Source organism: Polaromonas sp. JS666 (assembly GCF_000013865.1).
Classification (GTDB): domain Bacteria; phylum Pseudomonadota; class Gammaproteobacteria; order Burkholderiales; family Burkholderiaceae_C; genus Polaromonas.
Window position 1 is genome coordinate 1,727,657 of record NC_007948.1, and the last position, 21,862, is coordinate 1,749,518.

Here is a 21,862-nt window from a genome sequence, read left to right on the forward strand (position 1 = left end):
CAAGGGGCCCCGCACGGCATTCGCGTGGCCTGCGGCGTAAGATCATCGCTCTCTTTACGACCAACGATGACCAACGGTTTCAAGCGGAGATTTCCATGCCCTCATCCCCCCAAACCATCACGCTAGGCGGCGGCTGCTTCTGGTGCACCGAGGCGGTGTACGTCAAGGTGCGAGGCGTCACCGACGTCGAATCGGGCTACAGCAACGGCCAGGCCGAGCGCCCCAGTTACGACGACGTGTGCACCGGGCGCACCGGCTGCAACGAGGTCGTCAAGCTGACCTATGACCCCGAGGAAATCTCGCTGCGTGAAATCCTCGAAATTTTCTTCGTGATCCACGACCCGACCAGCCTGAACCGGCAGGGCAACGATGCGGGCACGCAGTACCGCAGCGGCATCTATTACTCGACGCCCGAGCAAAAGCAGGTGGCCGACGACTTCATTCGCCAGGCCAGCCAGGACAAGCTGTTTGGCAATCCCATCGTGACGGAAGTGCTGCCGCTGGCCAATTACTGGCCGGCCGAGGCCTACCACCAGGACTATTTCGAGAACAATCCCAACCAGGGCTATTGCGCCTTTGTGGTGGGCCCGAAGGTGGAGAAGTTCCGCAAGACCTTTGCCTCGCGCGTGAAGGACTGAGGGTCAAGCTGAGGGGCATACGCATTGCCTCCTGATGCGGTTCCTTCCCCCAGCGGGGGAAGGAGGAGGAAGGGGTGGGACATCAGGCGCCAGTTCACGGCCGCATGGGCCGGGGTGCCAAAAAAAACAAAAAACTGGAATCCTTAAACCCGCCGCTGTGCGAGATAAAACCACTCCTGGCCCGCGTCACCGTGCGGATTGGGGAACACCACAAACCCGTCTGCCGGCGCCTTCACCTCCGAGCCGTCCTGGCGCACGCCAATCACCTCGCCGGCCTGCACCGCATCAAAACTGCGCCACTCGCGGCTGAATTGGTCGCTGGCATGTTCGCGGTCGATGACGTCGACCAGACGCAGGATTTCCCGGTTCACGGGCACGGGCGCGAGCGGCAGGGAAGTAATTCCGAGCAAGGCCAGTGTTTGCAAAATGGCATGCCGGGCGACCTGAACCGCCTGCGGGTCGTCGTGCTGGCCGCATTCCAGCGTCACCCCATAGCCGCCGCGTGAACGCATGTATTCGGTGGTGCCCACGCCGTAGTTGGGGTCGATCACCAGCGTCTGGGTGCGGGCATTGCCGACCGCGACGGGAGCTGCGGCGCGCCGCTGCACGCCACGCGCATAGGTCTCCAGCCAGCCCTCCACGATGCGGGGCGCGCCGGTATGCAGGGCCAGCTGCATTTCTTCCTCGGTCCTGTTGAACGGCTCGAGCGTGCCGCTGTTGTTTTGCGGGCCAACCATCACAAAAGGAGCGCCCCCTGTGTGAAACGAGTGCAGGTCCAGCAGCGCGTCATGCGATTCGAGCAGCGGGCACAGCACATTGGCAATCCGGTCCTCGAAATCCTGCGGAATGGCGCTTGGCGCCATGTTGCGGTTGAGGTTGCGTTCGCCCGTGCGCTGCCTGAGCTGATAGGCGAGCGGATTGGTGACCGGCACAAAGGTCACGCTGCCGCGTTCGATGGCGAATTGGCCGTTGTCGATTTCTTCCAGCAATTGCGCGATGGCCCGCGCGCCGCAGACTTCGTTGCCGTGCACCGCACCGGTCACCAGCAGGCGCGGGCCGGGCGCCAGGCCGTGGTAAGTGTGGGCGCGCAGGTGGGTGGGGCGCTGTGGGCTTGAAGGCGATGGGCCGCCTGTGATCAGGTCATTCATGGGATTGTTTATACAGCGGTTCGCATGACTGCCGGAACACTGTCGCCGGCCAACCCGTCTGTCATGCAGGGATACATGGACGTTGACCCGCTTCGGGCCTATGATTTTGCCGCGGGGGCCGTCATGGCGCAGACTCGACAACGGAGGTTTCAATGGCTAACTCAGGTCAATCATTCCGGAAATTCGGGCGGGCGGGGTGGGCGGATCCCGGCGTCGTCGCGGGATCGCGCGTCCTGGGGGAGTTGTCATCGTGAGCAATACACCACTGTCTGATGCCTGGGAGCGCGGTGACCCCTACGAGTACTACGTGGGCCGCTGGAGCCGGCGGGTCGCGCCCGCCTTTGTCAACTGGTTGAACGCTCCGCCGGGCCGGCGCTGGCTGGACGTGGGTTGCGGTACGGGAGCGCTGTGCGCCGCCATCGTGGAGCGCGGTTCGCCTGCCTCCGTGGCTGGCGTGGAGCCTTCGGAGGGATTCCGGGAAACCGCGAAGAAGGCGCTGTCTGCCCACGTTATGTTCTATGCGGGCAGCGCGGCTGCCATTCCTTTGCAAGAGGCATCGGTCGATGTGGTGGTGTCGGGGCTCGTGCTGAACTTTGTTCCCGACCCTGCCGCCGCGCTTGCCGAGATGGTCCGCGTCACCGCGAGCCAGGGCATCCTGGGGGCCTACGTCTGGGACTACGCCGGGAAGATGGCGCTTATGCGGTATTTCTGGGATGCCGCGGTTCACCTGGACCCTGGCGCTTCGAAGCTGGACGAGGGCGTGCGATTTCCGCTGTGTCGCCCTGATGCGCTCGCGGACCTGTTCGCCGCCGCCGGCCTGGAGAAGATCGACGTGATGCCCATCGACATACCCACACCGTTCACCAGTTTTGATGACTATTGGCAACCGTTCCTGGGCGGCCAGGGTCCCGCTCCGGGCTATGCCATGTCGCTGACCGAGACGGCCCGGGCGGAACTCCGGGAGTGCCTGCAAGAGCGCCTGCCCGTACAGCCGGATGGGTCCATTCCGTTAACGGCACGCGCCTGGGCCGTTCGCTCATTCGTTCCCGCAAAGTGACGCCAGGAAGTGACGCCCGTAGCGGTTGGCAGGCGGGTGTGCCGCTGCGAACGACAAAATACCGGGCGAATGGCTGAAAGGCTTGCAAACCCGGTAATAATGCAACTAGATTGCGTTATTGTGCAAAAAAGCAGAACCATAAAAGTCCACGGAACCATGACCTCCGCGCTCCCAACCCTTGTCCGCACTGCGGATCCCATTGATGCATTGCTGTCAGCCCATGGCCTGCGCCGTACCAGCGTTGCACGCCTGGTGCTGGGCTGGTTGCTGGCGCATCCCGATACCAGCTATACCCATGGCCAGTTGCAGGCGGCGCTGTCGGTGGCGAGGGACGGGGAGGGTGAGCAGGTTCAGGGTGGGGCACTGGACCGCGTGACGCTTTACCGCCTGATTGACCGCCTGACGCAGGTGGGCCTGTTGTTGTGCCGGGTGGACGTGAACCGGGTGCGCCGCTACCAGGCCATGCCCGCCAGTGTGCATGCCATCCCGCACTTTGAATGCCAGAGCTGCCACCGCGACAGCCCGCTCGCGGGTGCACTCGAAGCCAATGCCAGGGACCTGGAACGCGCCGCGCAAACCGCACTGGAGGCGCTCCAGGCTTTGGGCTACCAGGGCACGAGCATGGACTTTGCGGTGCGGGGCGTGTGTGCCGACTGTGTGGCCGCTACTGCTACTGCTGATTCGCGGGGCATGACCGCGTGATCAGTACCCGCCAACTCGCCTACCGCTACCCCGGCGGTCCGGAATTACGGTTTGACGATGTGGACGTGGCGCAGGGTGGCGTGCTGTTGCTTCGCGGCGCGTCGGGTTCGGGCAAGTCGACCTGGCTGGCGCTGGCGGCTGGTTTGCTGAGCCCCAGCGAGGGCAACATGACTGTGGCGGGGCAGTCCCTCCAGGCGCTGGGGAAGGCTGCCGGCGATGCGTGGCGCGCGCAGACCATCGGTTTCCTGCCGCAACGCCTTCACTTGAGCGCCGCACTGACGGTCCACGGCAACCTGGCCCTGGCGCAATGGGCGGCCGGCCAGCCGCTTCAGGAGGGCCGCATCACCGAAGCACTGGCAGCGCTGGATGTGCAGGCGCTGGCCGACCGCAGGCCGGCGCAGCTTTCGGGCGGGCAGGCCCAGCGGGTGGCGCTGGCCCGGGCGGTGCTGCTCAAACCGTCGGTGATCCTGGCCGACGAACCCACCGCGAGCCTGGACGATGACGCTGCGTGCGCATCGCTGGCCCTGTTGCGGAGCACGGCGCAGCAGCAGGGCGCCACGCTGGTGATTGCCACGCACGATGGCCGGGTGGGCAATTTTTTCAAGGATGAACAAGGCCTGCAGTCCCTGAGAACCGGGACTGGCAGGCCATGAAAACAATAGCATTTGCCTGGCGTTACCTGTGGTCCAGGCCGCTGGCCGCCACACTGAACCTGCTGCTCTTGAGCCTGGGGCTGGCCTCCGTCACCTTCCTGCTGCTGGTCAGCCACCAGATCAACCGGGCCTTTGAGCGCGACCTCGCCGGCATTGATGTGGTGGTGGGCGCCAAGGGCAGCCCCATGCAGCTGATTCTGTCGGGCGTGTTTCACCTGGATGTGCCGACGGGCAATGTGCCGCTGGCCGCTGTCAGGGCGCTGGAGAGCCATCCGCAGGTGGCCAAAATCATTCCCATCAGCCTGGGGGACAGCTTTCGCGGCTTCCGTGTTGTGGGCACCACGCCCGCCTACATTTCGCACTATGACGCCCGGCTGGCGCAGGGGGCGCTGTGGTCACGGCCCATGCAGGCAGTGATTGGCGCGCAGGTCGCCCGGCAAACCGGCCTGAAAGTAGGTGACACCTTTGCGGGAACCCATGGCCTCGGTGGCGGTGGTGAGGTGCACGGACAAACCCCCTACACCGTGGCCGGGGTGCTGGCGCCCGGCGGCACGGTGCTGGACCGCCTGGTGTTGACCGCGACCGAGTCGGTGTGGAAGGTGCACGAAACCGACACGGCACTCGATGAAGAAGACCAGAAGATTCTCGAAGAGGAGCGCGAGGTCACGCTGGCACTGATCCAGTACAAGACGCCGCTGGCGGCGGTGACTTTTCCGCGCTACATCAACAGCAGCACCGACATGCAGGCGGCGGCCCCGGCGCTCGAAATCACGCGCCTGCTCAACATGGTGGGCGTGGGCACCGATGTATTGCGCGCCCTGGCCGGCGTGCTGCTGCTCACCGCGGCCCTGAGCGTGTTCATTGCCTTGTGGGGTGCCGTGCGCGAGCGCCGCGCCGACCTGGCCCTGCTGCGCATGCTGGGTGCGCCGCCGCGCAAGGTGGCCGGTCTGCTGCTGTGTGAGGCCCTGTGGCTGGCCATGCTCGCCACGCTGCTGGGTGTGCTGGCCGGGCAGGGCCTGACGGCGCTGATCGGCTGGACGCTGCAACTGGAAAAATCGGTGCTGATCGGTGCGCTGTCGTGGCCGGTCGAGTTGATCAGTGTGCCGGTACTGGCGCTGGGTGTGGCGCTAGCGTCCGCGTTGCTGCCCGCCTGGGAGGCCTACCGGGTCAGTGTGTTTGAACTTCTTCAACCAAAGTGAAACTTCTCATGAAAAACTTTACTGTCCTTCAAAAACCCCTTTCAAAATCACTTTCCATCCTTGCCACTGTTGCGCTGGGTGCCATGCTGTCAGTGGCTTCGGTGGCTTATGCGCAGCACAGCGACAAGGAAACCAAAGAAGACATCCAGCGCCACCGCGCGATGGCCGCCGCCCATGAAGCCGCGGCCAAATGCCTGGAATCAGGCAAAAAGGAGGAGGTGTGCGAGAAGGAACTACAGGCCGCTTGCAAAGGACTGGCAGTAGGGAAATACTGCGGCATGAAGCATGGGCACTGAGCCGCGGGAATAATGGCGGTCCACGCTGGCCGTTGCGATTGACGCTGCTTGACGCCACATATTGCGTTTGGGTTTTCTGGAGCACTGTATGAACAATGACTTGGGTACGGGCATGTTGAGTTGTCCCCTGGCCGTTCGCCTCGGGTGTGCGGGGGCGCTGGTTTGCGGGCTGTGGCTGGCGGCTGGCGGCTCGCAGGCGCAGGTGCTGTCATCACCGCTGGCGTCAGGCAATCCGAAATCCGCAGCACCTGCCGTGCCGGGCCTCGATTTGCCCGTGGGCCAGGGCGCCGGGGTGCATGGCGTCAACAGCCCTTTCCCGAATCTCTCGGCCAGAGACGACGTGGTACCTTGGTCAGTGCTGACGGCAGTAAAAACGAAGACCGAAAAAAACCGCATTCTGCCGGTCTTCAGCATGGACCAGCTGGCCCTGAACCAGAAGACCCAGCGTATCCAGGGCTTCATGATGCCGCTGGACCCGGGCGAAAAGCAGCGCCATTTCCTGCTGTCGTCCGTGCCCCTCACCTGCGCCTTCTGCACGCCCGGCGGCCCTGAAAGCATGGTCGAAGTCAAGACCAAAACGCCGGTGAAATACAGTATGGAGCCCGTCGTGGTGGAGGGCCGCTTCCTGGTGCTCAACGACGACGCCTACGGCCTGTATTACCGGATCACCGATGCGACCAGCATCAAGTAAGGTTTCGGGCCAGCTCGCATGACGCGGTTGCCACGCGCTCCGGCCAGCTCCCTGGCCTGGTTACTCGTGTTCGCGCTGTTGCTGGCGCAGATGCTGGGCCTGATGCATGGCGTGGTGCACGGGTCGCAGATGCAGGCACTGAGCAGCGTGGACAGCGGGCAGGAGCACCATCATGTCCACGATCACGATCACGATCACGATCACGATCACGATCACGATCACGATCATGATCATGATCATGATCATGATCATGATCAAGGCCCACATGCCGACCATGGTAACGGCTGGCTGGAGTCGCTTTTCTCCTCACATGACGCCAATTCGGATTGCCGCCTGTTTGACCAGGCCAGCCATGGCAGTGCGGCGCCCGCGCTGCCGGCATTGAGCTTGCCGATACTGCTGTCATCGCTTGTTGTTGATATTCCCCAAGGCGAAGCACTCGCCCGCTGGGCGGCCCTGTTCGACGCGCGCGGCCCACCCCTGACCCGCTGAATCCCCCCCCCAGGTTGCGATGCGCTGGCCTCCAGGCCAGGGCGCAGCTTTGCCCCTGCGTCTGCGCAGGCTCGCATTTTTCCCGATCCAACGAGGTCATCATGAACCCATCATTTTTGAACGGTGCCGCCGCAACCGTTGTTTACGCCCGCCCGGGCGCTCCCTTTTTTCCGCGTAACTTCGTTCAGCGGGCGGTGCTCACGCTGGGCGCCGCGGCTGCGCTGCAATGCGGCTCTGCAAGCGCGCAGACGCCTGCAACGCCTGTTATGTCTGCGATGCCTGAAGTGGGTAGCCTGAAAGAAGTGACCATCACGGGCAACCCGTTAGGTGCTGCTGATTTAATAGCGCCGGCCGCCCAGTATTCGGGAACGGGACTGCTGTTGCGCTCCAAGACCACGCTGGGCGAGACGCTGGACGGCGTGCCGGGCGTGAGCAGCACCTACTTTGGGCCGAACGCCAGCCGGCCCATCATCCGCGGACTGGATGGCGACCGCATCCGCATCCTGGGTAACGGTGGCGCCACGCTGGACGCGTCCAGCCTCAGTTACGACCATTCGGTCACGGCCGATCCGATCAGCATCGAGCGCATCGAGGTCCTGCGCGGGCCCGGGGCCTTGCTGTATGGCGGCAGTGCCGTGGGCGGTGTGGTCAACGTGATCGACAACCGCATCCCGCGCGAGGCGCTGTTCGATGAAAAAGGCGGCGTGGGCGGCAAGGTCGACCTGGGCCTGGCGACCGGCAACCGCGAAAAAAGCAGCGGCGCTTTGCTCGAAGGCGGCAACGATCGCTATACCCTGCATGTGGATGCATTCAACCGCGAAACCGGTGATGTCAAAGTGCCGGCCGACCTGGCCTGCACCAAGGGCGGCGTCAACACCACCACCAACCGCATCTGCAATTCGGCCAGCAAGGTTCGGGGCGGTGCGGTGGGTGGCTCGATGTTTTTTGACCAGGGCTACCTGGGCGCGTCGGTCAGCACTTACCGCAGCAACTACGGCACCGTGGCTGAAGACGAGGTGAACATAGCCATGAAGTCCGACCGTGTCGCGCTGGAAGGCGAGGTGCGCAACCTGGGCGGGCCTGTCCAGAGCATCAAGGGCCAGTTGAGCCATACCGACTACATGCACACCGAGTTTGAAGGGGCCACGCCCGGCACGGTGTTCAAGAACAAGGGCAGCGACTTCCGCCTGGAAGCGCGCCACGCCCGCTTCGGAAACCTGGACGGGGTGGTGGGTTTTCAGGCGGAAAACAACCGTTTCTCGGCGGACGGCGCGGAAGCATTTGCGCCTTACAGCAAGACCTCGCAAAACGCGGTTTTTGCGTACGAAGAATACGGCACCAGTTGGGGCAAGCTGAGCTTTGGCGGGCGGCTGGAATCGGTCAAGGTCGAATCGCTGGGCAACCCGCTCGTGGCGCGGTTTGCGCCCTTGACGCGCGACTTCACGCCCCACAGCTATGCGCTCGGCGCCCTGTGGAATACGGCGCCAGGTTGGCAGGTCACCACGAACCTGGCTTATACCGAACGGGCGCCCAAGGACTACGAGCTTTTCGCCCAGGGCCCTCATGTGGCGACCAACGCCTGGGAAACCGGCGATGCAACGCTGGGCAAGGAAAGGTCGAGAAGCCTTGATGTGGGCACCAGCTGGAAATCGGGGGCCAACCGCTTTGCCGCCAACGTTTACATGCACCGCTTCAGGAACTACATCGGCCTGATGGCAACGGGCAACACCTATGGCCAGGAACTAGGCAATCTCAACCCGGCCGACCAGGATGGCGATGGTGTCGATGACGCCGATCCCGACAACGCCATCCTGCCCGAGTTCGCCTACACCGGAGTGCGTGCCCGCTTTGTGGGCCTGGAAGCCAGCGGCAATATCCGCCTGCTGGAAGGCGCTTCCACGCTGGACCTGGCTTTGCGCGGTGACCTGGTGCGTGCTACCAACCTGAACAACGGCCAGCCGTTGCCGCGCATTGCACCGGTTAGGCTGGGTGCCAGCCTGTTGTGGGCAAGCGGGCCCTGGGGCAGCAGCATTGGGTTTGACCATTCCATGGCGCAGAACCGCGTGGCTGCGGGCCAGCGCGCCACATCGGCTTACACGCTGTGGAACCTGGCGGCGACGTACCGCACGAAAGCCGGCCCTTCCAGCCTGCTCTGGTATGCCAGGGTGGACAACCTGACCAACCAGCTGGCCTACAGTGCTTCGTCGGTGTTGACCACCACGGCATTTCCCAAAGCACCTTTGCCGGGTCGCAGTCTGAAGGTGGGACTGCAGGTCGCCTTTTAAGCGCAGGCAGATAGAGCACCAGGAGGCGGGACACCAGGAGCGCGCGCGGTGGAGGGCGCGCTAAGATTGCCCCGGATGAACCAGCCTGTCTTTGTGTCCCTGCTCCCGGTTGTCTTGTTGATTGCTGCAGGTTTTATAGCTGGTCGCGCAGGCTGGATAAGGCCTGTGGCCATTAAAGATCTTTCCAACCTGGTGTTTCTGCTGCTCACGCCGGCGCTGCTGTTTCGCACCATGAGCCGTGTGCGCGTCGAGCAACTTGACTTCAAGCCGGTCGCCGCGTATTTCCTGGCCGTCATCATCCTGTTCAGCGGTACGCTGCTGGTGCAGGGCTTCAACCGCCGCGCCGCCGTGCTGGCGCTGGCCAACACGTTCTCCAACACGGTCATGATCGGCATTGCGCTGGTCGGCCTGATGTACGGGCCCGCAGGCTTGGTCACGCTGCTCACGCTGGTTTCCGTGCATTCACTCGTGTTGCTGACAAGCGCTACCGTGGTGCTCGAGCTGGCTGTGGCCTACGAGCAGAAGCAGGGTACCTCCGACGAGGTCACGACGGCACCGCGCCACCCGGTGGCCACGGTGCTGATGGCCGTGAAAAACGCATTGCTGCACCCGGTGCCGCTGCCCATCATCGCGGGCCTGCTGTTTGCGCAGACCGGGCTGGCGATTCCCGCCGTGATCGACAAGCCGCTGGAGTTGCTGGCCAATGCCTTCGGACCGCTCGCGCTGGTGCTGGTGGGTGTGACGCTGGCCTACACGCCTGTAGGCAGGCACTGGCGCCAGGCGCTGTTGCTGGCCGGGGTGAAGAACCTGTTGCATCCCTTGCTGGTGTTTGCCCTGTGCCATCTGCTGGGGGTAGGCGGCGTGCCCATGGCCGTGATGGTGGTGGCGGCCGCCTTGCCGATTGGCGCCAATGTGTTTTTGTTTTCGCAGCGCTACAAGGTCGCCGAAGAACTGACCACGGCCAGCGTGGCGGTTTCCACCGTGCTGGCGCTGCTGACCCTGACCGTGGTGCTGCTGCTGGTCGGGCATCCCGTGTGAAATTTGAAGAATAGGAGCGTGATCTGATGCAATTCCTGCAATCGTTTCCGGTGCCCGCCCAGGCCATTGGATTGTTGCTGCTGTCCAATGTGTTCATGACCTTTGCCTGGTACGGGCATCTGAAAAACCTGGCGACCTCGCCCTGGTATGTGGCCGCGCTGCTCAGCTGGGGCATTGCCTTGTTCGAGTACCTGCTGCAGGTGCCGGGCAACCGGATCGGCTTTACCCAGTTCAGCGTCGGGCAGCTTAAGATCATGCAGGAGGTAATTACCTTGGGCGTGTTTGTTCCTTTTGCCGTGTTTTATCTGAACGAACCCCTCAAGCTTGATTACCTGTGGGCGGCGCTGTGCATGATGGGCGCGGTGTACTTCATCTTCCGGTCCGCCTGAAAGGCTCTTCAGCCAAGCAGGGGCCGCGGAACCGGCTTAGCCGGGCCGCAGGCGCAGCGGCCCCCTCGGGGGGCAGCGCAGTACACGAAGTGACAAGCGTGGGGGCTCTATCCCACACCCCGGTTAAACTCCCCCGCAGTTACAAAAACGTCATAGTTCTGACATATTCCCTGAGGATTCGATATGCTGTTTGGCAAATTGCTGCCGCGCGAAGGCAATTTTTTCGAGATGTTCAACCAGCATGCCAGCCGCATTGTCGAGGCTGCCCATGCCTTTTCGGACCTGGTGGCCAACTACAGCGACGTGCAGAAGCGGGAGTCCTACAACCTGGCCGTTGACAACGCCGAACGCGCGGCCGACCGGATTACCCAAGAGGTGAACCGGATGCTGCACAAGACTTTCATCACGCCGATTGATCGGGAACAGATCCATTCCCTGATCAACACCATGGACGACGTGGCCGACCTGATCCAGGACTCGGCTGAAACCATGGCGCTGTATGACGTGCGCCACATGACCGAAGAGATCGTGCGCCTGACCGACCTGAGCGTGAAGTGCTGCGAGCGGCTCAAGGATGCCGTGGCGCTGATCGGCAAGCTTAATGACGCGGCCACCGCCGAGGCGGCGCTCAAGACCTGTGAGGAGATTGACAAGCTGGAGTCCGATGCCGACCGTGTGATGCGTTCGGCCATGAGCAAGCTGTTCCGTGAAGAGCCGGATGTGCGCGAAGTCATCAAGCTCAAAGCCATTTACGAGTTGCTCGAAACCATCACCGACAAATGCGAGGATGTGGCCAATCTCATCGAGGGCATCGTCCTCGAAAATTCCTGATCGCTGGTCACCTGTTATGCAAACCGTACAGACCGCCCTGTGGGTCGTAGTGCTGCTGGTGTTCCTGGCCATCGCCTTTGACTTCATGAATGGCTTCCACGATGCAGCCAATTCGATCGCGACGGTGGTGTCCACCGGTGTGCTCAAGCCGGGCCAAGCCGTCGTCTTTGCGGCCGCGTTTAACCTGATCGCCATTTTCGTCTTCCACCTCAGTGTGGCCGCCACCGTGGGCAAGGGCATTGTGCAGCCCGGTGTTGTCGACACACACGTGGTGTTTGGCGCGCTGACCGGCGCCATCACCTGGAACTTCGTGACCTGGTATTACGGCATCCCGAGCAGCTCGTCGCATGCCCTGATAGGCGGCATTGTGGGCGCGGTGATTGCCAAGGCCGGTGCTGGCTCCCTGGTTTCGGCGGGCATCCTGAAGACGGTGCTTTTTATTTTCGTGTCGCCATTGCTGGGGTTCCTGCTCGGATCCCTGATGATGGTGCTGGTTGCCTGGGTCTGTCGGCGCGCAACGCCGTCGAAAGTGGATGGCTGGTTTCGCCGCCTGCAGTTGGTGTCTGCCGGGGCCTACAGCCTGGGGCATGGCGGCAATGATGCGCAGAAAACCATAGGCATCATCTGGATGCTGCTGATTGCCACCGGCTATGCGTCGGCGAGCGACGCCGCGCCCCCCGGCTGGACGATCGTGAGCTGCTACCTCGCCATTGCGGCGGGCACCATGTTTGGCGGCTGGCGCATCGTCAAGACCATGGGCCAGAAAATTACCAAGCTCAAGCCCGTGGGCGGCTTTTGTGCTGAAACCGGCGGTGCGCTGACGCTGTTCCTGGCGACCGGGCTTGGTATTCCTGTCTCAACCACGCACACCATCACCGGTGCCATCGTCGGTGTGGGCTCCACGCAGCGCGCTTCTGCCGTGCGCTGGGGCGTCGCCGGCAACATTGTCTGGGCCTGGATTTTTACCATTCCCGCCTCCGCCTTCGTGGCGGCCATCGGCTACTGGTTCAGCCTGCAGATTTTTTAAACAATTTCCCGCAAGTCCGCCCCAAGCAAGTTCAGCCCCCGTGGAGGCATCCTTCGACAGGACGAACGGAATTCAGTGAATGAACGTTGGCCCCCAGCCGGGGCCGCGGAACCGGCTCCGCCGGGCCGCAGGCGCAGCGCCCCCTCGGGGGGCAGCGCATTACACGCAGTGAAAAGCGTGGGGGCCCTATTTACTGGCTGATCTTCCTTGCCTCTTCCACCTGGTATTCAAAATACCGCTGGAAGCTGAACGCGATGCTGGACATCAGGGACACGGCACCAAACAGCAAGGCAAACACCACGGCGCCTATCGTGAGCCAATTGGTGTGGCCGGCGGCGGCTTCGGGCGCATCCGGATTGTGGTGCGCATTCCATTTTTCGAACGGCATCAGGCCGTAGTAGATGGCGGTCAGCGCGGTGCCTGCCAGCGTGAAGCCCAGCAGCGGAATCAGCACCCAGGCGAGCTGATCGTCCTGGCCGTATAAGCGCACGCGCTCAACACCCCACCAGCCCAGGGCTGCGGCGATGGGGTGTACCCACAGCCAGCGGTCTCTCAGACCAAACAGGTACAGGCGATGCAGTCCCAACTGGCCGCCGATGAAGGCCAGCCAGGCGGCGGCCGTTTTGTTTTTTGAGGTGAGTGAGTGCATGCGGGGATTATGGAGCGGGCAGTTCGGTAGGCGGTTGCGTGTCGCCCACGCCCAGGGTCTTTTGCATGATGACGATGTCGCGCCAGGCGCCGAATTTCCACCCGCAGGACTCGACGATGCCAACTTGCGTGAAGCCCAGCGCGAGATGGACGCCGACGGACCCGGCATTGGCCGAGTCTCCAATAATGGCCATCATTTTGCGAATGCCCACAGCTTCGCAGTGTGCCAGCAGTGCGGTGAGCAGTGCGCGGCCCAGGCCCTTGCGGTGCAGGTCGGGTGCCAGGTAAATCGAGTCCTCCACCGAATACCGGTAGGCCGGCCGCGGCTTGAACCAGTTGCCGTAGGCAAAACCGGCGATTCTGCCGTCCTCCTCGGCGACCAGGTAAGGCAGGCCCTTGGACAGCACATCGGCCCGCCGGGCCGTCATGTCGGCCAAACTGGGTGGCTCGGTTTCAAAGGTGCCTGTGCCGTGGAGCACATGATGGCCGTAAATGGCGGTGATGGCGGGAAGATCTTCGTCGCGGCTGGGGCGTATGAGAGGCATGGGGTGCAGTAGTTCAAAAAAAGCCGGTTTGGCTGGGGGCAGGGGGAATCCATTTTCCGATAAATCCGCTTGGCTCGGGTCAGCAGGTTATAATGTCAGGCTTTGCAGCATTTCGCTGGCCGGGTGGCCATGTCGTGTGTCTCAAGCGCTGCAGGAATATTTGGGGTGTGTATTACCCGTCACATCCCACCACCCGAAGGATAAATCATGGTCGTCATTCGACTTGCACGCGGCGGTTCCAAACACCGTCCTTTTTTCAATATTGTTGTGGCTGACAAACGCGTTCGCCGCGATGGCCGCTTTATCGAGCGCATCGGTTTTTACAACCCGATCGCCAAAGGCGGTGAAGAAGGTTTGCGCATTGCGCAAGACCGTCTGACCCACTGGCTCGGTGTCGGCGCCCAGCCGTCGCCTACCGTTGAGCGTCTGGTCAAGCAGGGCGCCGCCAAGGCTGCCTGATTTTCAGCATTTTTCTGCAAAGATAAATGTTGGGGGTGAACAGGACAATTTCCCGCCGGGCCGCCCCAAGGGAAATTCGCCCCCTTGAGGGGCAGCGCAGCACACGAAGTGGCAAGCGTGGGGGCTAACAGTTCTTCGCCTGCGGGCTTGACACCGTCAAGCCTTCCGGACGACGCCATTGAGGTTGGGCGCATCCTGGATGCCTGGGGTGTCAAGGGCTGGGTGAAAATCCTGCCGCACAGCACCGATCCGGAGGCCCTTTTCTCGGCCAAATCCTGGTTTCTCCAGGCTCCGGAAGCCAAATTCCGCCCGGGTTTCAACGCGTTCTCCGGAACCGTTTTGCTCAGCGTGGACGAGGCCAAAACCCACTCCGACACTGTCGTCGCCAAATTCAGCGGCCAGGACGATCGCAATGCCGCAGAGGCCTTGCGGGGCGCCCGCATTTTTCTGCCGCGCAGCAGTTTCCCGGTTGCCTCCAAGGACGAGTATTACTGGGTCGACCTGATAGGCCTGAATGTCGTCAACCGCGAGGGCGTGCCCCTGGGGCAGGTGCGCGACCTGATGACGACCGGTCCCCATTCGGTGCTGTGCGTGGAGTACACGGCGCAGCAGGAAGACGGCACGGCTGTAACCGCCGAACGCATGATTCCCTTTGTCTCCGCCTATATCGACACGGTCGATATCGCGGGCAAATGCATCACGGTCGACTGGCAGCCCGACTATTGACGCCGGTGCAGGCTCTCGGGGGTGGATTGCCCTGAGCCGGCCGGTGCGCGCAAAATAGCCTTTCCATGCGTTTTGACGTCATCACCCTTTTCCCTGAGCTTTTTGGGCCATTTCTGGTCAGTGGCGTCACCCGCCGTGCCTACGAAACAGGCCTGGTCGAGGTGAAGCTCTGGAATCCGCGCGATTTTGCCGAGGGCAGCTACCGCCGTGTGGACGACCGGCCGTTTGGCGGCGGACCCGGCATGGTGATGATGGCTGAGCCGCTCACACTCTGCCTCGAACAAATACGTGCCGAGCGTACCGCTGGCGGCGTGGCAGATGTGCCCACCGTGCTGTTCTCCCCCATAGGCGAGGCGCTGAACCATGCGGGCGTCGAAGCCTGGTCAGCCAGCAGCGGTGCCGTGCTGGTTTGCGGCCGCTATGAGGGCCTGGACCAGCGTTTCATCGAAACCCATATCGATCGCCAGATCAGCCTGGGCGATTTCGTGTTGTCCGGCGGCGAGATCGCCGCCATGGCCCTGCTGGACGCCGTCGCCCGTTTGCAGCCCGGCGTGCTGAACGACGAAGGCAGCCACCAGCTGGACAGCTTCAATCCGGCGCTGGATGGCTTGCTGGATTGCCCGCACTACACCCGTCCGGAATCCTGGCGCGGCCAGCCTGTGCCGCCCATCCTGTTGTCCGGCAACCATGCCCAGATCGAGCGCTGGCGGCGCGAAGAGCGCCTGGCGCTGACCCAGCGCCAGCGTCCCGAACTGGTGCAAAAGGCGCGGGCGGCCGGCCATTTGACTGCGCGCGACGAAGCTTTCCTGGCAGATTTGTTCGAAAATCCTGAACAAGATGCCTAGCTGCTATAATCAAAGGCTTTTCGATCCTCTGGCGGCCACTGCAACCATCTGAATCATCTGCGGATGAATCCATGGATTTGCGGTCTTTAGCGTAGCGCGTGAATGAACGAAGAAGTTAGATGGAAAAATCATGAATCTGATTCAAACCCTCGAGCAGGAAGAAATTTCCCGCCTGAACAAGACCATTCCCGCTTACGCTCCCGGCGACACCGTCATCGTCAGCGTGAACGTGGTTGAAGGCACCCGCAAGCGTGTGCAGGCTTTTGAAGGTGTGGTGATTGCCAAGCGCAATCGCGGCCTCAATTCGAGCTTCATCGTTCGCAAGGTGTCAAACGGCGAAGGCGTTGAGCGTACCTTCCAGGTCTACAGCCCGCTGATCGCGAAGATTGAAGTCAAGCGCCGCGGTGATGTGCGTCGTGCCAAACTGTACTACCTGCGTAGCCGCAGCGGCAAATCCGCGCGTATCAAGGAAAAACTCGGCGCCAAAGCTGCGTAAAAGCAGTTCACCCCCCGAAAAGCCGCTCTTCCGGGCGGCTTTTTTGCGTCTGTCCTGCGGTGTGTCATGCTTGCGTGATAGCGCTATATATCCCGCCAAGCTGTGCTTCCCATGAACTTCACCAAACCCTTGCCAAAATTTGATCCCCGCAGCATCCCGGTGCTGGGCATCGATGACCATCTTGCCGGGGTGCCGCTGGAGCGCCTCATGCCGCAGGCCTTGCGCGACCGCTTCCGGCATCCGCCGGTCTGGACGCCAGAGCACAGCGTCGAAAAGAAATTTGCCGACCGTGAACCGGCTCTTGCGGCAGTGCTGCTGCCCCTGGTGATGCGGGACGAGCTCACCCTGCTGCTGACCGAGCGGGCGACCAACCTGTCTACACATTCCGGCCAGATCGCGTTTCCGGGCGGCCGCACGGACGAGTCCGACCAGGATGCGGTGGACACCGCCCTGCGCGAAGCCCACGAGGAAATTGGCCTGCCACGCGACCATGTGGAGGTGCTTGGTACCCTGCCTACCTATGTCACGGGAACGGCCTTCATCATCACGCCGGTGGTGGCGCTGGTGAAACCTGGCTTCGGCTTGCAGCCCAACCCTGGGGAAGTGGCGGATGTTTTTGAGGTGCCGCTGGGTTACCTGATGAATCCCGCCCATCATCGCCGCCATGAGGTCGAATTTGACGGCGTGCTTCGGCAGTGGCTCTCCATGCCTTACACCGAACTGGTGGGCGAGGCTGAGGGCAACGAATCGAGAGAGCGCTATATCTGGGGCGCCACGGCCGGCATGCTGCGCAACCTGTACCGCTTCCTGAGTGCGTAGGGCCTGTTAACGCTATTTTCGGTGGTGCGAACGTACTGAATCGGGTCGGGCGCCAATCCAGGCGCACGTCGCCGCCCGCACGCCTGTGCGGGTAAGGCGGGCAACAAAGCCTGCGCCCCGGTGCCAGACGCCGTTATGATTTGCCATGAGCTTTTTTGCCGTTTTGTTTGCACTCATCATCGAACAGGCCCGGCCCCTGGCCCGCGGCAACTGGGTTCATGCCGGATTTCGGGGATGGGCGCGCTGGGCCAATCGCAGCCTGGATGCCGGCAAACCACACCATGGCTGGATTGCCTGGACGGTCGCGGTGGTGTTCCCCGCGCTCGCAACACTGCTGATTCACTGGCTGCTCTGGAGCATCAACGCCTTGCTGGCCTTTGCGTGGAGTGTGGCGATTTTGTATGTCACGCTTGGCTTCAGGCAGTTCAGCCACTATTTCACCGACATACGTGACGCGCTGGACGATGGCGATGAAACCACCGCACGCGAGCTGCTGGCGCAGTGGCGCCAGGTGGATGCGAGTGAATTGCCGCGCAGTGAAATCGTCCGGCACGTCATTGAATACTCGGTGCTCGCCGCCCATCGCCATGTGTTTGGGGTGTTGGGCTGGTTTTCGGTGCTCGCCGCACTCGGCCTGGGGCCGGCCGGGGCGGTTTTTTACCGCATGAGCGAGTTTGTGTCGCGTTACTGGATCTACAAAAGCAAGCGGGCGGAAGCCGCCGGTGAGGGCGCCAGCCCAGCGCTCCAGCAGGCGGCCACGCGTGCGTGGGGCATCATTGATTTTCTGCCGGCCCGCGTCACCTCGCTGGGGTTTGCGGTGGTGGGCAGTTTTGAAGATGCCATTGACGCCTGGCGCAGCTACACCCAGCGCTTTCCCGCCAGTGCACCTGTAGCCTCCGAAAATCGCAACGACGGACTGATTCTTGCCGCCACGTCGGGCGCGGTGAATGTGCGGCTGGGTGGCGAAGCGCTTAAGACAGCATACTCGTCCGAGGCTTCCCGGGGCGGTGGGCTGGATGCCGAAGTGGTGGAAGGGCCTGGAATTATCGAGACCACGTCGGGCCGGGAACCGGAAGTGGCGCACCTGCGCAGCATTGTTGGCCTGGTGTGGCGCTCCGTGGTGCTGTGGATGGTGCTGCTTGCCTTGTTGACGTTGGCGCGCCTGCTGGGCTGAGCCGCGGATTCGAGTCGAATGAATTCTTCACAGTCTTTCTGGAGCCCGGTGGTCAGAGACCTGGTGCCGTACACGCCGGGTGAGCAGCCCAACATTGCGGGCTTGATCAAGCTCAACACCAATGAAAACCCGTATCCGCCTTCTCCGGCTGCAGTGCGGGCTATCGCTGCCACGGCACAAGATGGCTTGCAGCTTTATCCCGATCCGCAAGCCACTTCGCTGCGTCAGGCCATCGCGGCGTACCACGGCATTGACGCTGCGCAGGTGTTTCCAGGCAATGGGTCAGACGAGGTGCTTGCACACGCTTTTTTTGCGTTTTTCCAGCAAGATCAACCCATCCTGATGCCCGATATCACCTACAGTTTTTACAAGGTGTACTGTGGACTGTATGGCATTGCTTTCGAGGTCGTTCCCCTGGATGCTGCGATGCGCATTCAGGTGGCTGATTACCAGCGCGCTTGCGGCGGTGTGGTGATTGCGAACCCCAATGCGCCTACGGGCACGGGATTGCCGCTGGCGCAGATTGAAAAGTTGTTGCAACAGCACAGCCGGCGGACAGTGCTTGTGGACGAGGCCTATGTGGACTTTGGTGGTGAGAGTGCCATCGGCCTGATTGATCGTTATCCCAATCTGCTGGTGGTGCACACTTTGTCGAAGTCGCGCTCGCTGGCCGGTTTGCGGGTGGGGTTCGCCGCAGGGCAACGCCATTTAATAGAAGCGCTCGAACGTGTCAAAGACAGCTTCAACTCCTACCCGCTGGACCGTCTGGCGATTGCCGGTGCGGTGGCGGCCTACGAAGACAGGGCTCACTTTGAGAAAACACGGGCAGCCGTGATGCAGAGTCGGGAGCTTTTGAGCAGGCAATTGCAGGCATTGGGCTTTGAGGTGTTACCGTCACAAGCCAATTTTCTGATGGCCCGCCATGGGCAGTATGACGCTGCGGCGCTGGCAGCCCGCCTGCGTGAAAAAGGCATTTTGGCACGCCATTTCAAGCTGCCGCGCATTGAGCAATACCTCCGTATCAGCGTAGGCACTCCGTTGCAATGTGAGGCACTGGTAGGCGCTTTGCGTGTACTGCTTGCCGCCTGACGTCGGGTTTTCAGTATCGGGTCTGCGACAACTCCGCAAACAATTCGCCATACAAACGATAGCGGTTTGGGCTGATGCTGCTGGGCTTATCTGCCGAATTCACTTCTGAAATCACGCCGCAGCCGGGCTCATGAAGATGCGTGCAGTTGTAGAACTTGCAGTTCTGTGCGTGCGCCTTGAGGTCGGGCATGTAGCCGGCCAGCTGCATCGGGTCGATGTGGTGCAGGCCGAACTCCTGAAAACCCGGCGAGTCGATGAGTGCCGTGGTCCTGGCGCTGTCCACCCAGTACAGCGTGGTGCTGGTGGTGGTGTGCTTGCCTGAGTTCAGCGCTTGTGAAATCTCGGCCGTCAGCACCCGGGCCTGCGGCACCAGAAGATTGGTGAGGCTGCTTTTCCCGGCTCCGGAGGGCCCGAGCACCAACGTCTTTTTGCCCTGCAGCAGTTCGATGAGCCTGGCGGACTGCGTTCCGTCGATGTCGGTGTCGGCTTCGGGCTGGGCTGCCTTGGGCTTGATGGCCAGCGGCAGCATCTGGTAGCCCATGGCGCGGTAAGGCGCCAGTTTGGTCCATGCGCGCTGGAACGGCTCGGTCAAGTCGCTTTTGTTCAAGGCAATGATGGGGGTGATGCGCTCGGCTTCAGCCGCGATCAGGGCCCGGGTCAGCTGGCTTTCCGAGAATTCGGGCTCAGCCGCGATCAGGATGAGCACCTGGTCCAGGTTGGCGGCAAACGACTTGGTGCGCATCTCGTCCTGCCGGTAAAACAGGTTGCTGCGCTCCTCGATTTTCTCGATGGTGCCTTCATCCTGTGAGGGCAGCCAGCGTATGCGGTCACCGACCACGGCCTGGCTTTTCTTGCCGCGCGGGTGGCAAATCACGCGTTCGCCCGACTCGGTTTCCACCAGCACATGGCGGCCAAAACCGGCCACCACCAGACCTGGCCGGGTGCCCGAGACCGGCACCGCCCAGGCGCGGGCCGGTTTGCTCAAGTGAGCAGGGCGTCAACCTTGGACGCGCAGAAGAAGTCGCTGGCGGAAATGCCGTTTACATCGTGCGTGTTGAAGCGGACCGTGCATTTGCTGTAACTCACCGCCAGGTCGGGGTGATGGTCTTCGGCATGGGCAATGAAGGCCAGCGCGTTCACAAAGGCTATGGTTTCGTAGTAGTTCTTGAAGCTAAAGGTCTTTTCCAGCGCGCCATCGATCAGTCGCCAGCCCAGTGGCTGTTCGCCATTGAGCTTGCTCAGTTGCGTGACGATTTCCGTGGCGCTCAGGGCACGGCGGTTTTGATGTACGGGATGGCTCATGATGCTGCGCTTTGGGTTGAAGGGTTCATACGCCCCAGCCGCTCGGAGGCGGGCGGGTGCGAGTAATAAAACTTCACAAACACCGGGTCGGGCGTGAGGGTGCTGGCGTTGTCCTGGTAGAGCTTGAGCAGGGCACTTTGCAGATCCTTGCCGTCCGTTTGCGCAATCGCGTAGGCGTCGGCCTCGAACTCATGCTTGCGCGAGAACTGCGCGAACAGCGGCGAGACAAAAAAACTGAACAGCGGAACCACCAGCATGAACAACAGCAGGGCCAGCGCGTCGTTGGTCCCGGTCATGCTCGGCCGCACGCCCAGGCCGGTATAAAACCAGACCTGGGATGACAGCCATCCCAGCAGTGCAAAACCGGCCAGGCTCAGGGCAAACATCGCGACGATGCGCTTGATGATGTGTTTGTGCTTGAAGTGACCCAGTTCATGGGCCAGTACCGCGTCGACCTCGCCGGGGCTCAGTTGCTTGAGCAGGGTGTCATAAAAGACCACGCGCTTGGCCGCGCCAAAGCCGGTGAAGTAGGCGTTGGCGTGGGCCGAGCGTTTGCTGCCATCCATCACGAAAAGCCCCTTGGCCGCAAAGCCGCAGCGCTGCATCAATGCCGTCACCCGCGCCTTCAGCACTTCGTCTTCGAGTGGTTTGAACTTGTTAAAGAGTGGTGCGATCACGGTGGGGTAGAGCACCAGAACCAGCAGGTTGAAAGCCATCCACACCCCCCAGGCCCACAGCCACCACCAGTTGCCGGCGCTGCCCATCAGCCAGAGGATCAGCGCCACAATTGGCAGGCCGATGACAGCGCCGACCAGCGTGGACTTCACCAGGTCCGTCAGCCAGAGCCGCAAGGTCATTTTGTTGAAGCCGAAGCGTTCTTCAATCCTGAAGGTGCTGTACAGGGTAAAAGGCAAATCCAGCAGTCCGCTGATGACGCCGAAGGCCGCCAGCAGGGCAAGCTGGGGCACCAGGCTGCCATAGGCTGCCAGGCCAGAGTGGAGCAGCGCCTGATTGAGCGCATCGATGCCGCCCAGCAGCGTCCAGCCCAGCAGCAAGGCGGCGGCGAACGCCGTCTCCAGCATGCCGAAGCGCGCTTTGGCGACGGTGTAGTCGGCTGCCTTCTGGTGCGCCTCCAGTGAAATGGTGGCTGCAAACGCCGCGGGCACGCTGCTTCGGTGCCGCATCACATGGTGTATTTGCCGCGACGCCAGATAGAACCTGACCAGCAACCCGATCACCAGCAAGGCGGCAAACACCAGGGTAAAGACAAGTGAATAGTCGGTCATGATTCGCAGTTTAGGCTATCGGCGAGA

General features: G+C 62.1%; 26 protein-coding genes. 20 read left to right on the forward strand and 6 right to left on the reverse strand.

The annotated features are described in order from the left end of the window. Nucleotides 1-95 precede the first annotated feature (95 nt). On the forward strand, nt 96-638 hold the full coding sequence (gene msrA, locus BPRO_RS08335) for a peptide-methionine (S)-S-oxide reductase MsrA (protein WP_011482609.1): 543 nt from the start codon (nt 96-98) through the stop codon (nt 636-638). 143 nt (nt 639-781) lie between these two features. Here msrA and BPRO_RS08340 read toward each other — a convergent pair whose 3' ends face one another. Beyond that, nucleotides 782-1,786, reverse strand: coding sequence for a succinylglutamate desuccinylase/aspartoacylase family protein (locus tag BPRO_RS08340; RefSeq protein ID WP_011482610.1), 1,005 nt, complete (start codon nt 1,784-1,786; stop codon nt 782-784). Nucleotides 1,787-2,036: 250 nt separating this feature from the next. On the opposite strand from BPRO_RS08340, the gene BPRO_RS08345 reads away from it, so the two are divergent. From BPRO_RS08345 to BPRO_RS08400, 12 genes are all read left to right on the forward strand, one after another. After that, entirely contained in the window at nt 2,037-2,843 is an 807-nt protein-coding gene (locus tag BPRO_RS08345; protein ID WP_011482611.1) for a class I SAM-dependent methyltransferase, read from the forward strand. 156 nt (nt 2,844-2,999) lie between these two features. Then, nucleotides 3,000-3,545, forward strand: coding sequence for a Fur family transcriptional regulator (locus BPRO_RS08350; protein ID WP_041388583.1), 546 nt, complete (start codon nt 3,000-3,002; stop codon nt 3,543-3,545). Next, a complete protein-coding gene (locus BPRO_RS08355; protein WP_011482613.1) occupies nt 3,542-4,198 on the forward strand; it encodes an ABC transporter ATP-binding protein in 657 nt (218 codons plus the stop codon). The genes BPRO_RS08350 and BPRO_RS08355 overlap by 4 nt, the downstream gene beginning before the upstream one ends. Beyond that, a complete protein-coding gene (locus BPRO_RS08360) occupies nt 4,195-5,397 on the forward strand; it encodes an ABC transporter permease (protein ID WP_011482614.1) in 1,203 nt (400 codons plus the stop codon). Before BPRO_RS08355 ends, BPRO_RS08360 begins: the two co-directional genes overlap by 4 nt. A gap of 8 nt (nt 5,398-5,405) precedes the next feature. After that, the gene (locus BPRO_RS08365; protein ID WP_011482615.1) at nt 5,406-5,693 is read left to right on the forward strand and encodes a hypothetical protein; all 288 of its coding nucleotides are present in this window, start codon (nt 5,406-5,408) and stop codon (nt 5,691-5,693) included. 88 nt (nt 5,694-5,781) lie between these two features. Continuing rightward, a complete protein-coding gene (locus BPRO_RS08370; RefSeq protein ID WP_232291515.1) occupies nt 5,782-6,384 on the forward strand; it encodes a DUF3299 domain-containing protein in 603 nt (200 codons plus the stop codon). An 18-nt stretch (nt 6,385-6,402) separates the two neighbouring features. Beyond that, entirely contained in the window at nt 6,403-6,876 is a 474-nt protein-coding gene (locus BPRO_RS28490) for a hypothetical protein (RefSeq protein ID WP_011482617.1), read from the forward strand. Between the two features lie 101 nt (nt 6,877-6,977). Then, nucleotides 6,978-9,161, forward strand: a complete 2,184-nt coding sequence (locus BPRO_RS08380) for a TonB-dependent receptor (RefSeq protein ID WP_011482618.1) — start codon at nt 6,978-6,980, stop codon at nt 9,159-9,161. A 75-nt stretch (nt 9,162-9,236) separates the two neighbouring features. Beyond that, nucleotides 9,237-10,199 carry an AEC family transporter gene (locus tag BPRO_RS08385; RefSeq protein ID WP_041388587.1) on the forward strand — a complete coding sequence of 321 codons (963 nt, stop codon included), beginning with the start codon at nt 9,237-9,239 and terminating at the stop codon, nt 10,197-10,199. Nucleotides 10,200-10,225: 26 nt separating this feature from the next. Next, on the forward strand, nt 10,226-10,588 hold the full coding sequence (locus BPRO_RS08390; protein WP_011482620.1) for a DMT family protein: 363 nt from the start codon (nt 10,226-10,228) through the stop codon (nt 10,586-10,588). 183 nt (nt 10,589-10,771) lie between these two features. After that, nucleotides 10,772-11,419 (forward strand): DUF47 domain-containing protein, encoded by a 648-nt coding sequence (locus BPRO_RS08395; protein ID WP_011482621.1) that lies wholly within the window; start codon nt 10,772-10,774, stop codon nt 11,417-11,419. Nucleotides 11,420-11,435: 16 nt separating this feature from the next. Then, nucleotides 11,436-12,446 (forward strand): inorganic phosphate transporter, encoded by a 1,011-nt coding sequence (locus BPRO_RS08400; protein ID WP_011482622.1) that lies wholly within the window; start codon nt 11,436-11,438, stop codon nt 12,444-12,446. A gap of 190 nt (nt 12,447-12,636) precedes the next feature. On the opposite strand, the gene BPRO_RS08405 is transcribed toward BPRO_RS08400, so the two are convergent. Both BPRO_RS08405 and BPRO_RS08410 read right to left on the reverse strand, forming a co-directional pair. Further along, nucleotides 12,637-13,095, reverse strand: a complete 459-nt coding sequence (locus BPRO_RS08405) for a hypothetical protein (protein ID WP_011482623.1) — start codon at nt 13,093-13,095, stop codon at nt 12,637-12,639. A gap of 7 nt (nt 13,096-13,102) precedes the next feature. Continuing rightward, complete coding sequence (locus BPRO_RS08410; protein ID WP_011482624.1) at nt 13,103-13,639, reverse strand: GNAT family N-acetyltransferase; 537 nt, start codon at nt 13,637-13,639, stop codon at nt 13,103-13,105. A gap of 207 nt (nt 13,640-13,846) precedes the next feature. Here BPRO_RS08410 and rpsP point away from each other — a divergent pair, with 207 nt between their 5' ends. The 7 genes from rpsP to hisC all read left to right on the forward strand — a co-directional run bounded on the left by rpsP (nt 13,847) and on the right by hisC (nt 19,247). Further along, nucleotides 13,847-14,098 (forward strand): 30S ribosomal protein S16, encoded by a 252-nt coding sequence (rpsP, locus tag BPRO_RS08415; protein WP_011482625.1) that lies wholly within the window; start codon nt 13,847-13,849, stop codon nt 14,096-14,098. Nucleotides 14,099-14,215: 117 nt separating this feature from the next. Then, a complete protein-coding gene (rimM, locus tag BPRO_RS08420) occupies nt 14,216-14,824 on the forward strand; it encodes a ribosome maturation factor RimM (RefSeq protein ID WP_041389442.1) in 609 nt (202 codons plus the stop codon). Nucleotides 14,825-14,889: 65 nt separating this feature from the next. Continuing rightward, on the forward strand, nt 14,890-15,669 hold the full coding sequence (gene trmD / locus BPRO_RS08425; RefSeq protein ID WP_011482627.1) for a tRNA (guanosine(37)-N1)-methyltransferase TrmD: 780 nt from the start codon (nt 14,890-14,892) through the stop codon (nt 15,667-15,669). Nucleotides 15,670-15,799: 130 nt separating this feature from the next. Then, entirely contained in the window at nt 15,800-16,165 is a 366-nt protein-coding gene (gene rplS / locus BPRO_RS08430; RefSeq protein ID WP_011482628.1) for a 50S ribosomal protein L19, read from the forward strand. A 111-nt stretch (nt 16,166-16,276) separates the two neighbouring features. Continuing rightward, nucleotides 16,277-16,984: a CoA pyrophosphatase gene (locus BPRO_RS08435; RefSeq protein WP_011482629.1), complete on the forward strand. Its 708-nt coding sequence runs from the start codon at nt 16,277-16,279 to the stop codon at nt 16,982-16,984. A 145-nt stretch (nt 16,985-17,129) separates the two neighbouring features. After that, nucleotides 17,130-18,158, forward strand: coding sequence for a CobD/CbiB family protein (locus tag BPRO_RS08440; RefSeq protein WP_011482630.1), 1,029 nt, complete (start codon nt 17,130-17,132; stop codon nt 18,156-18,158). 18 nt (nt 18,159-18,176) lie between these two features. Further along, nucleotides 18,177-19,247 carry a histidinol-phosphate transaminase gene (gene hisC, locus BPRO_RS08445; RefSeq protein ID WP_011482631.1) on the forward strand — a complete coding sequence of 357 codons (1,071 nt, stop codon included), beginning with the start codon at nt 18,177-18,179 and terminating at the stop codon, nt 19,245-19,247. A gap of 10 nt (nt 19,248-19,257) precedes the next feature. On the opposite strand, the gene rsgA is transcribed toward hisC, so the two are convergent. The 3 genes from rsgA to BPRO_RS08460 are packed head-to-tail and all read right to left on the reverse strand — an operon-like array spanning nt 19,258 to nt 21,835. Beyond that, nucleotides 19,258-20,232 (reverse strand): ribosome small subunit-dependent GTPase A, encoded by a 975-nt coding sequence (gene rsgA, locus BPRO_RS08450; RefSeq protein WP_011482632.1) that lies wholly within the window; start codon nt 20,230-20,232, stop codon nt 19,258-19,260. Then, nucleotides 20,229-20,549: a 4a-hydroxytetrahydrobiopterin dehydratase gene (locus tag BPRO_RS08455; protein WP_011482633.1), complete on the reverse strand. Its 321-nt coding sequence runs from the start codon at nt 20,547-20,549 to the stop codon at nt 20,229-20,231. Before BPRO_RS08455 ends, rsgA begins: the two co-directional genes overlap by 4 nt. Beyond that, nucleotides 20,546-21,835, reverse strand: coding sequence for a M48 family metallopeptidase (locus BPRO_RS08460; protein ID WP_011482634.1), 1,290 nt, complete (start codon nt 21,833-21,835; stop codon nt 20,546-20,548). Before BPRO_RS08460 ends, BPRO_RS08455 begins: the two co-directional genes overlap by 4 nt. Between the last annotated feature and the right edge of the window lie 27 nt (nt 21,836-21,862).

What these genes read in the sequence shown, in the direction of transcription:
- BPRO_RS08365 (WP_011482615.1), top strand. Translation starts at nt 5,406, where the DNA reads ATGAAAAACTTTACTGTCCTTCAAAAACCCCTTTCAAAATCACTTTCC.
- BPRO_RS08460 (WP_011482634.1), bottom strand. Translation starts at nt 21,835, where the DNA reads ATGACCGACTATTCACTTGTCTTTACCCTGGTGTTTGCCGCCTTGCTG.
- BPRO_RS08350 (WP_041388583.1), top strand. Translation starts at nt 3,000, where the DNA reads ATGACCTCCGCGCTCCCAACCCTTGTCCGCACTGCGGATCCCATTGAT.
- BPRO_RS28490 (WP_011482617.1), top strand. Translation starts at nt 6,403, where the DNA reads ATGACGCGGTTGCCACGCGCTCCGGCCAGCTCCCTGGCCTGGTTACTC.
- BPRO_RS08385 (WP_041388587.1), top strand. Translation starts at nt 9,237, where the DNA reads ATGAACCAGCCTGTCTTTGTGTCCCTGCTCCCGGTTGTCTTGTTGATT.
- BPRO_RS08370 (WP_232291515.1), top strand. Translation starts at nt 5,782, where the DNA reads ATGAACAATGACTTGGGTACGGGCATGTTGAGTTGTCCCCTGGCCGTT.
- rplS (WP_011482628.1), top strand. Translation starts at nt 15,800, where the DNA reads ATGAATCTGATTCAAACCCTCGAGCAGGAAGAAATTTCCCGCCTGAAC.
- BPRO_RS08455 (WP_011482633.1), bottom strand. Translation starts at nt 20,549, where the DNA reads ATGAGCCATCCCGTACATCAAAACCGCCGTGCCCTGAGCGCCACGGAA.
- trmD (WP_011482627.1), top strand. Translation starts at nt 14,890, where the DNA reads ATGCGTTTTGACGTCATCACCCTTTTCCCTGAGCTTTTTGGGCCATTT.
- BPRO_RS08390 (WP_011482620.1), top strand. Translation starts at nt 10,226, where the DNA reads ATGCAATTCCTGCAATCGTTTCCGGTGCCCGCCCAGGCCATTGGATTG.
- BPRO_RS08410 (WP_011482624.1), bottom strand. Translation starts at nt 13,639, where the DNA reads ATGCCTCTCATACGCCCCAGCCGCGACGAAGATCTTCCCGCCATCACC.
- BPRO_RS08395 (WP_011482621.1), top strand. Translation starts at nt 10,772, where the DNA reads ATGCTGTTTGGCAAATTGCTGCCGCGCGAAGGCAATTTTTTCGAGATG.
- msrA (WP_011482609.1), top strand. Translation starts at nt 96, where the DNA reads ATGCCCTCATCCCCCCAAACCATCACGCTAGGCGGCGGCTGCTTCTGG.
- BPRO_RS08400 (WP_011482622.1), top strand. Translation starts at nt 11,436, where the DNA reads ATGCAAACCGTACAGACCGCCCTGTGGGTCGTAGTGCTGCTGGTGTTC.
- BPRO_RS08435 (WP_011482629.1), top strand. Translation starts at nt 16,277, where the DNA reads ATGAACTTCACCAAACCCTTGCCAAAATTTGATCCCCGCAGCATCCCG.
- BPRO_RS08440 (WP_011482630.1), top strand. Translation starts at nt 17,130, where the DNA reads ATGAGCTTTTTTGCCGTTTTGTTTGCACTCATCATCGAACAGGCCCGG.
- BPRO_RS08380 (WP_011482618.1), top strand. Translation starts at nt 6,978, where the DNA reads ATGAACCCATCATTTTTGAACGGTGCCGCCGCAACCGTTGTTTACGCC.
- BPRO_RS08405 (WP_011482623.1), bottom strand. Translation starts at nt 13,095, where the DNA reads ATGCACTCACTCACCTCAAAAAACAAAACGGCCGCCGCCTGGCTGGCC.
- rpsP (WP_011482625.1), top strand. Translation starts at nt 13,847, where the DNA reads ATGGTCGTCATTCGACTTGCACGCGGCGGTTCCAAACACCGTCCTTTT.
- BPRO_RS08340 (WP_011482610.1), bottom strand. Translation starts at nt 1,786, where the DNA reads ATGAATGACCTGATCACAGGCGGCCCATCGCCTTCAAGCCCACAGCGC.
- BPRO_RS08360 (WP_011482614.1), top strand. Translation starts at nt 4,195, where the DNA reads ATGAAAACAATAGCATTTGCCTGGCGTTACCTGTGGTCCAGGCCGCTG.
- hisC (WP_011482631.1), top strand. Translation starts at nt 18,177, where the DNA reads ATGAATTCTTCACAGTCTTTCTGGAGCCCGGTGGTCAGAGACCTGGTG.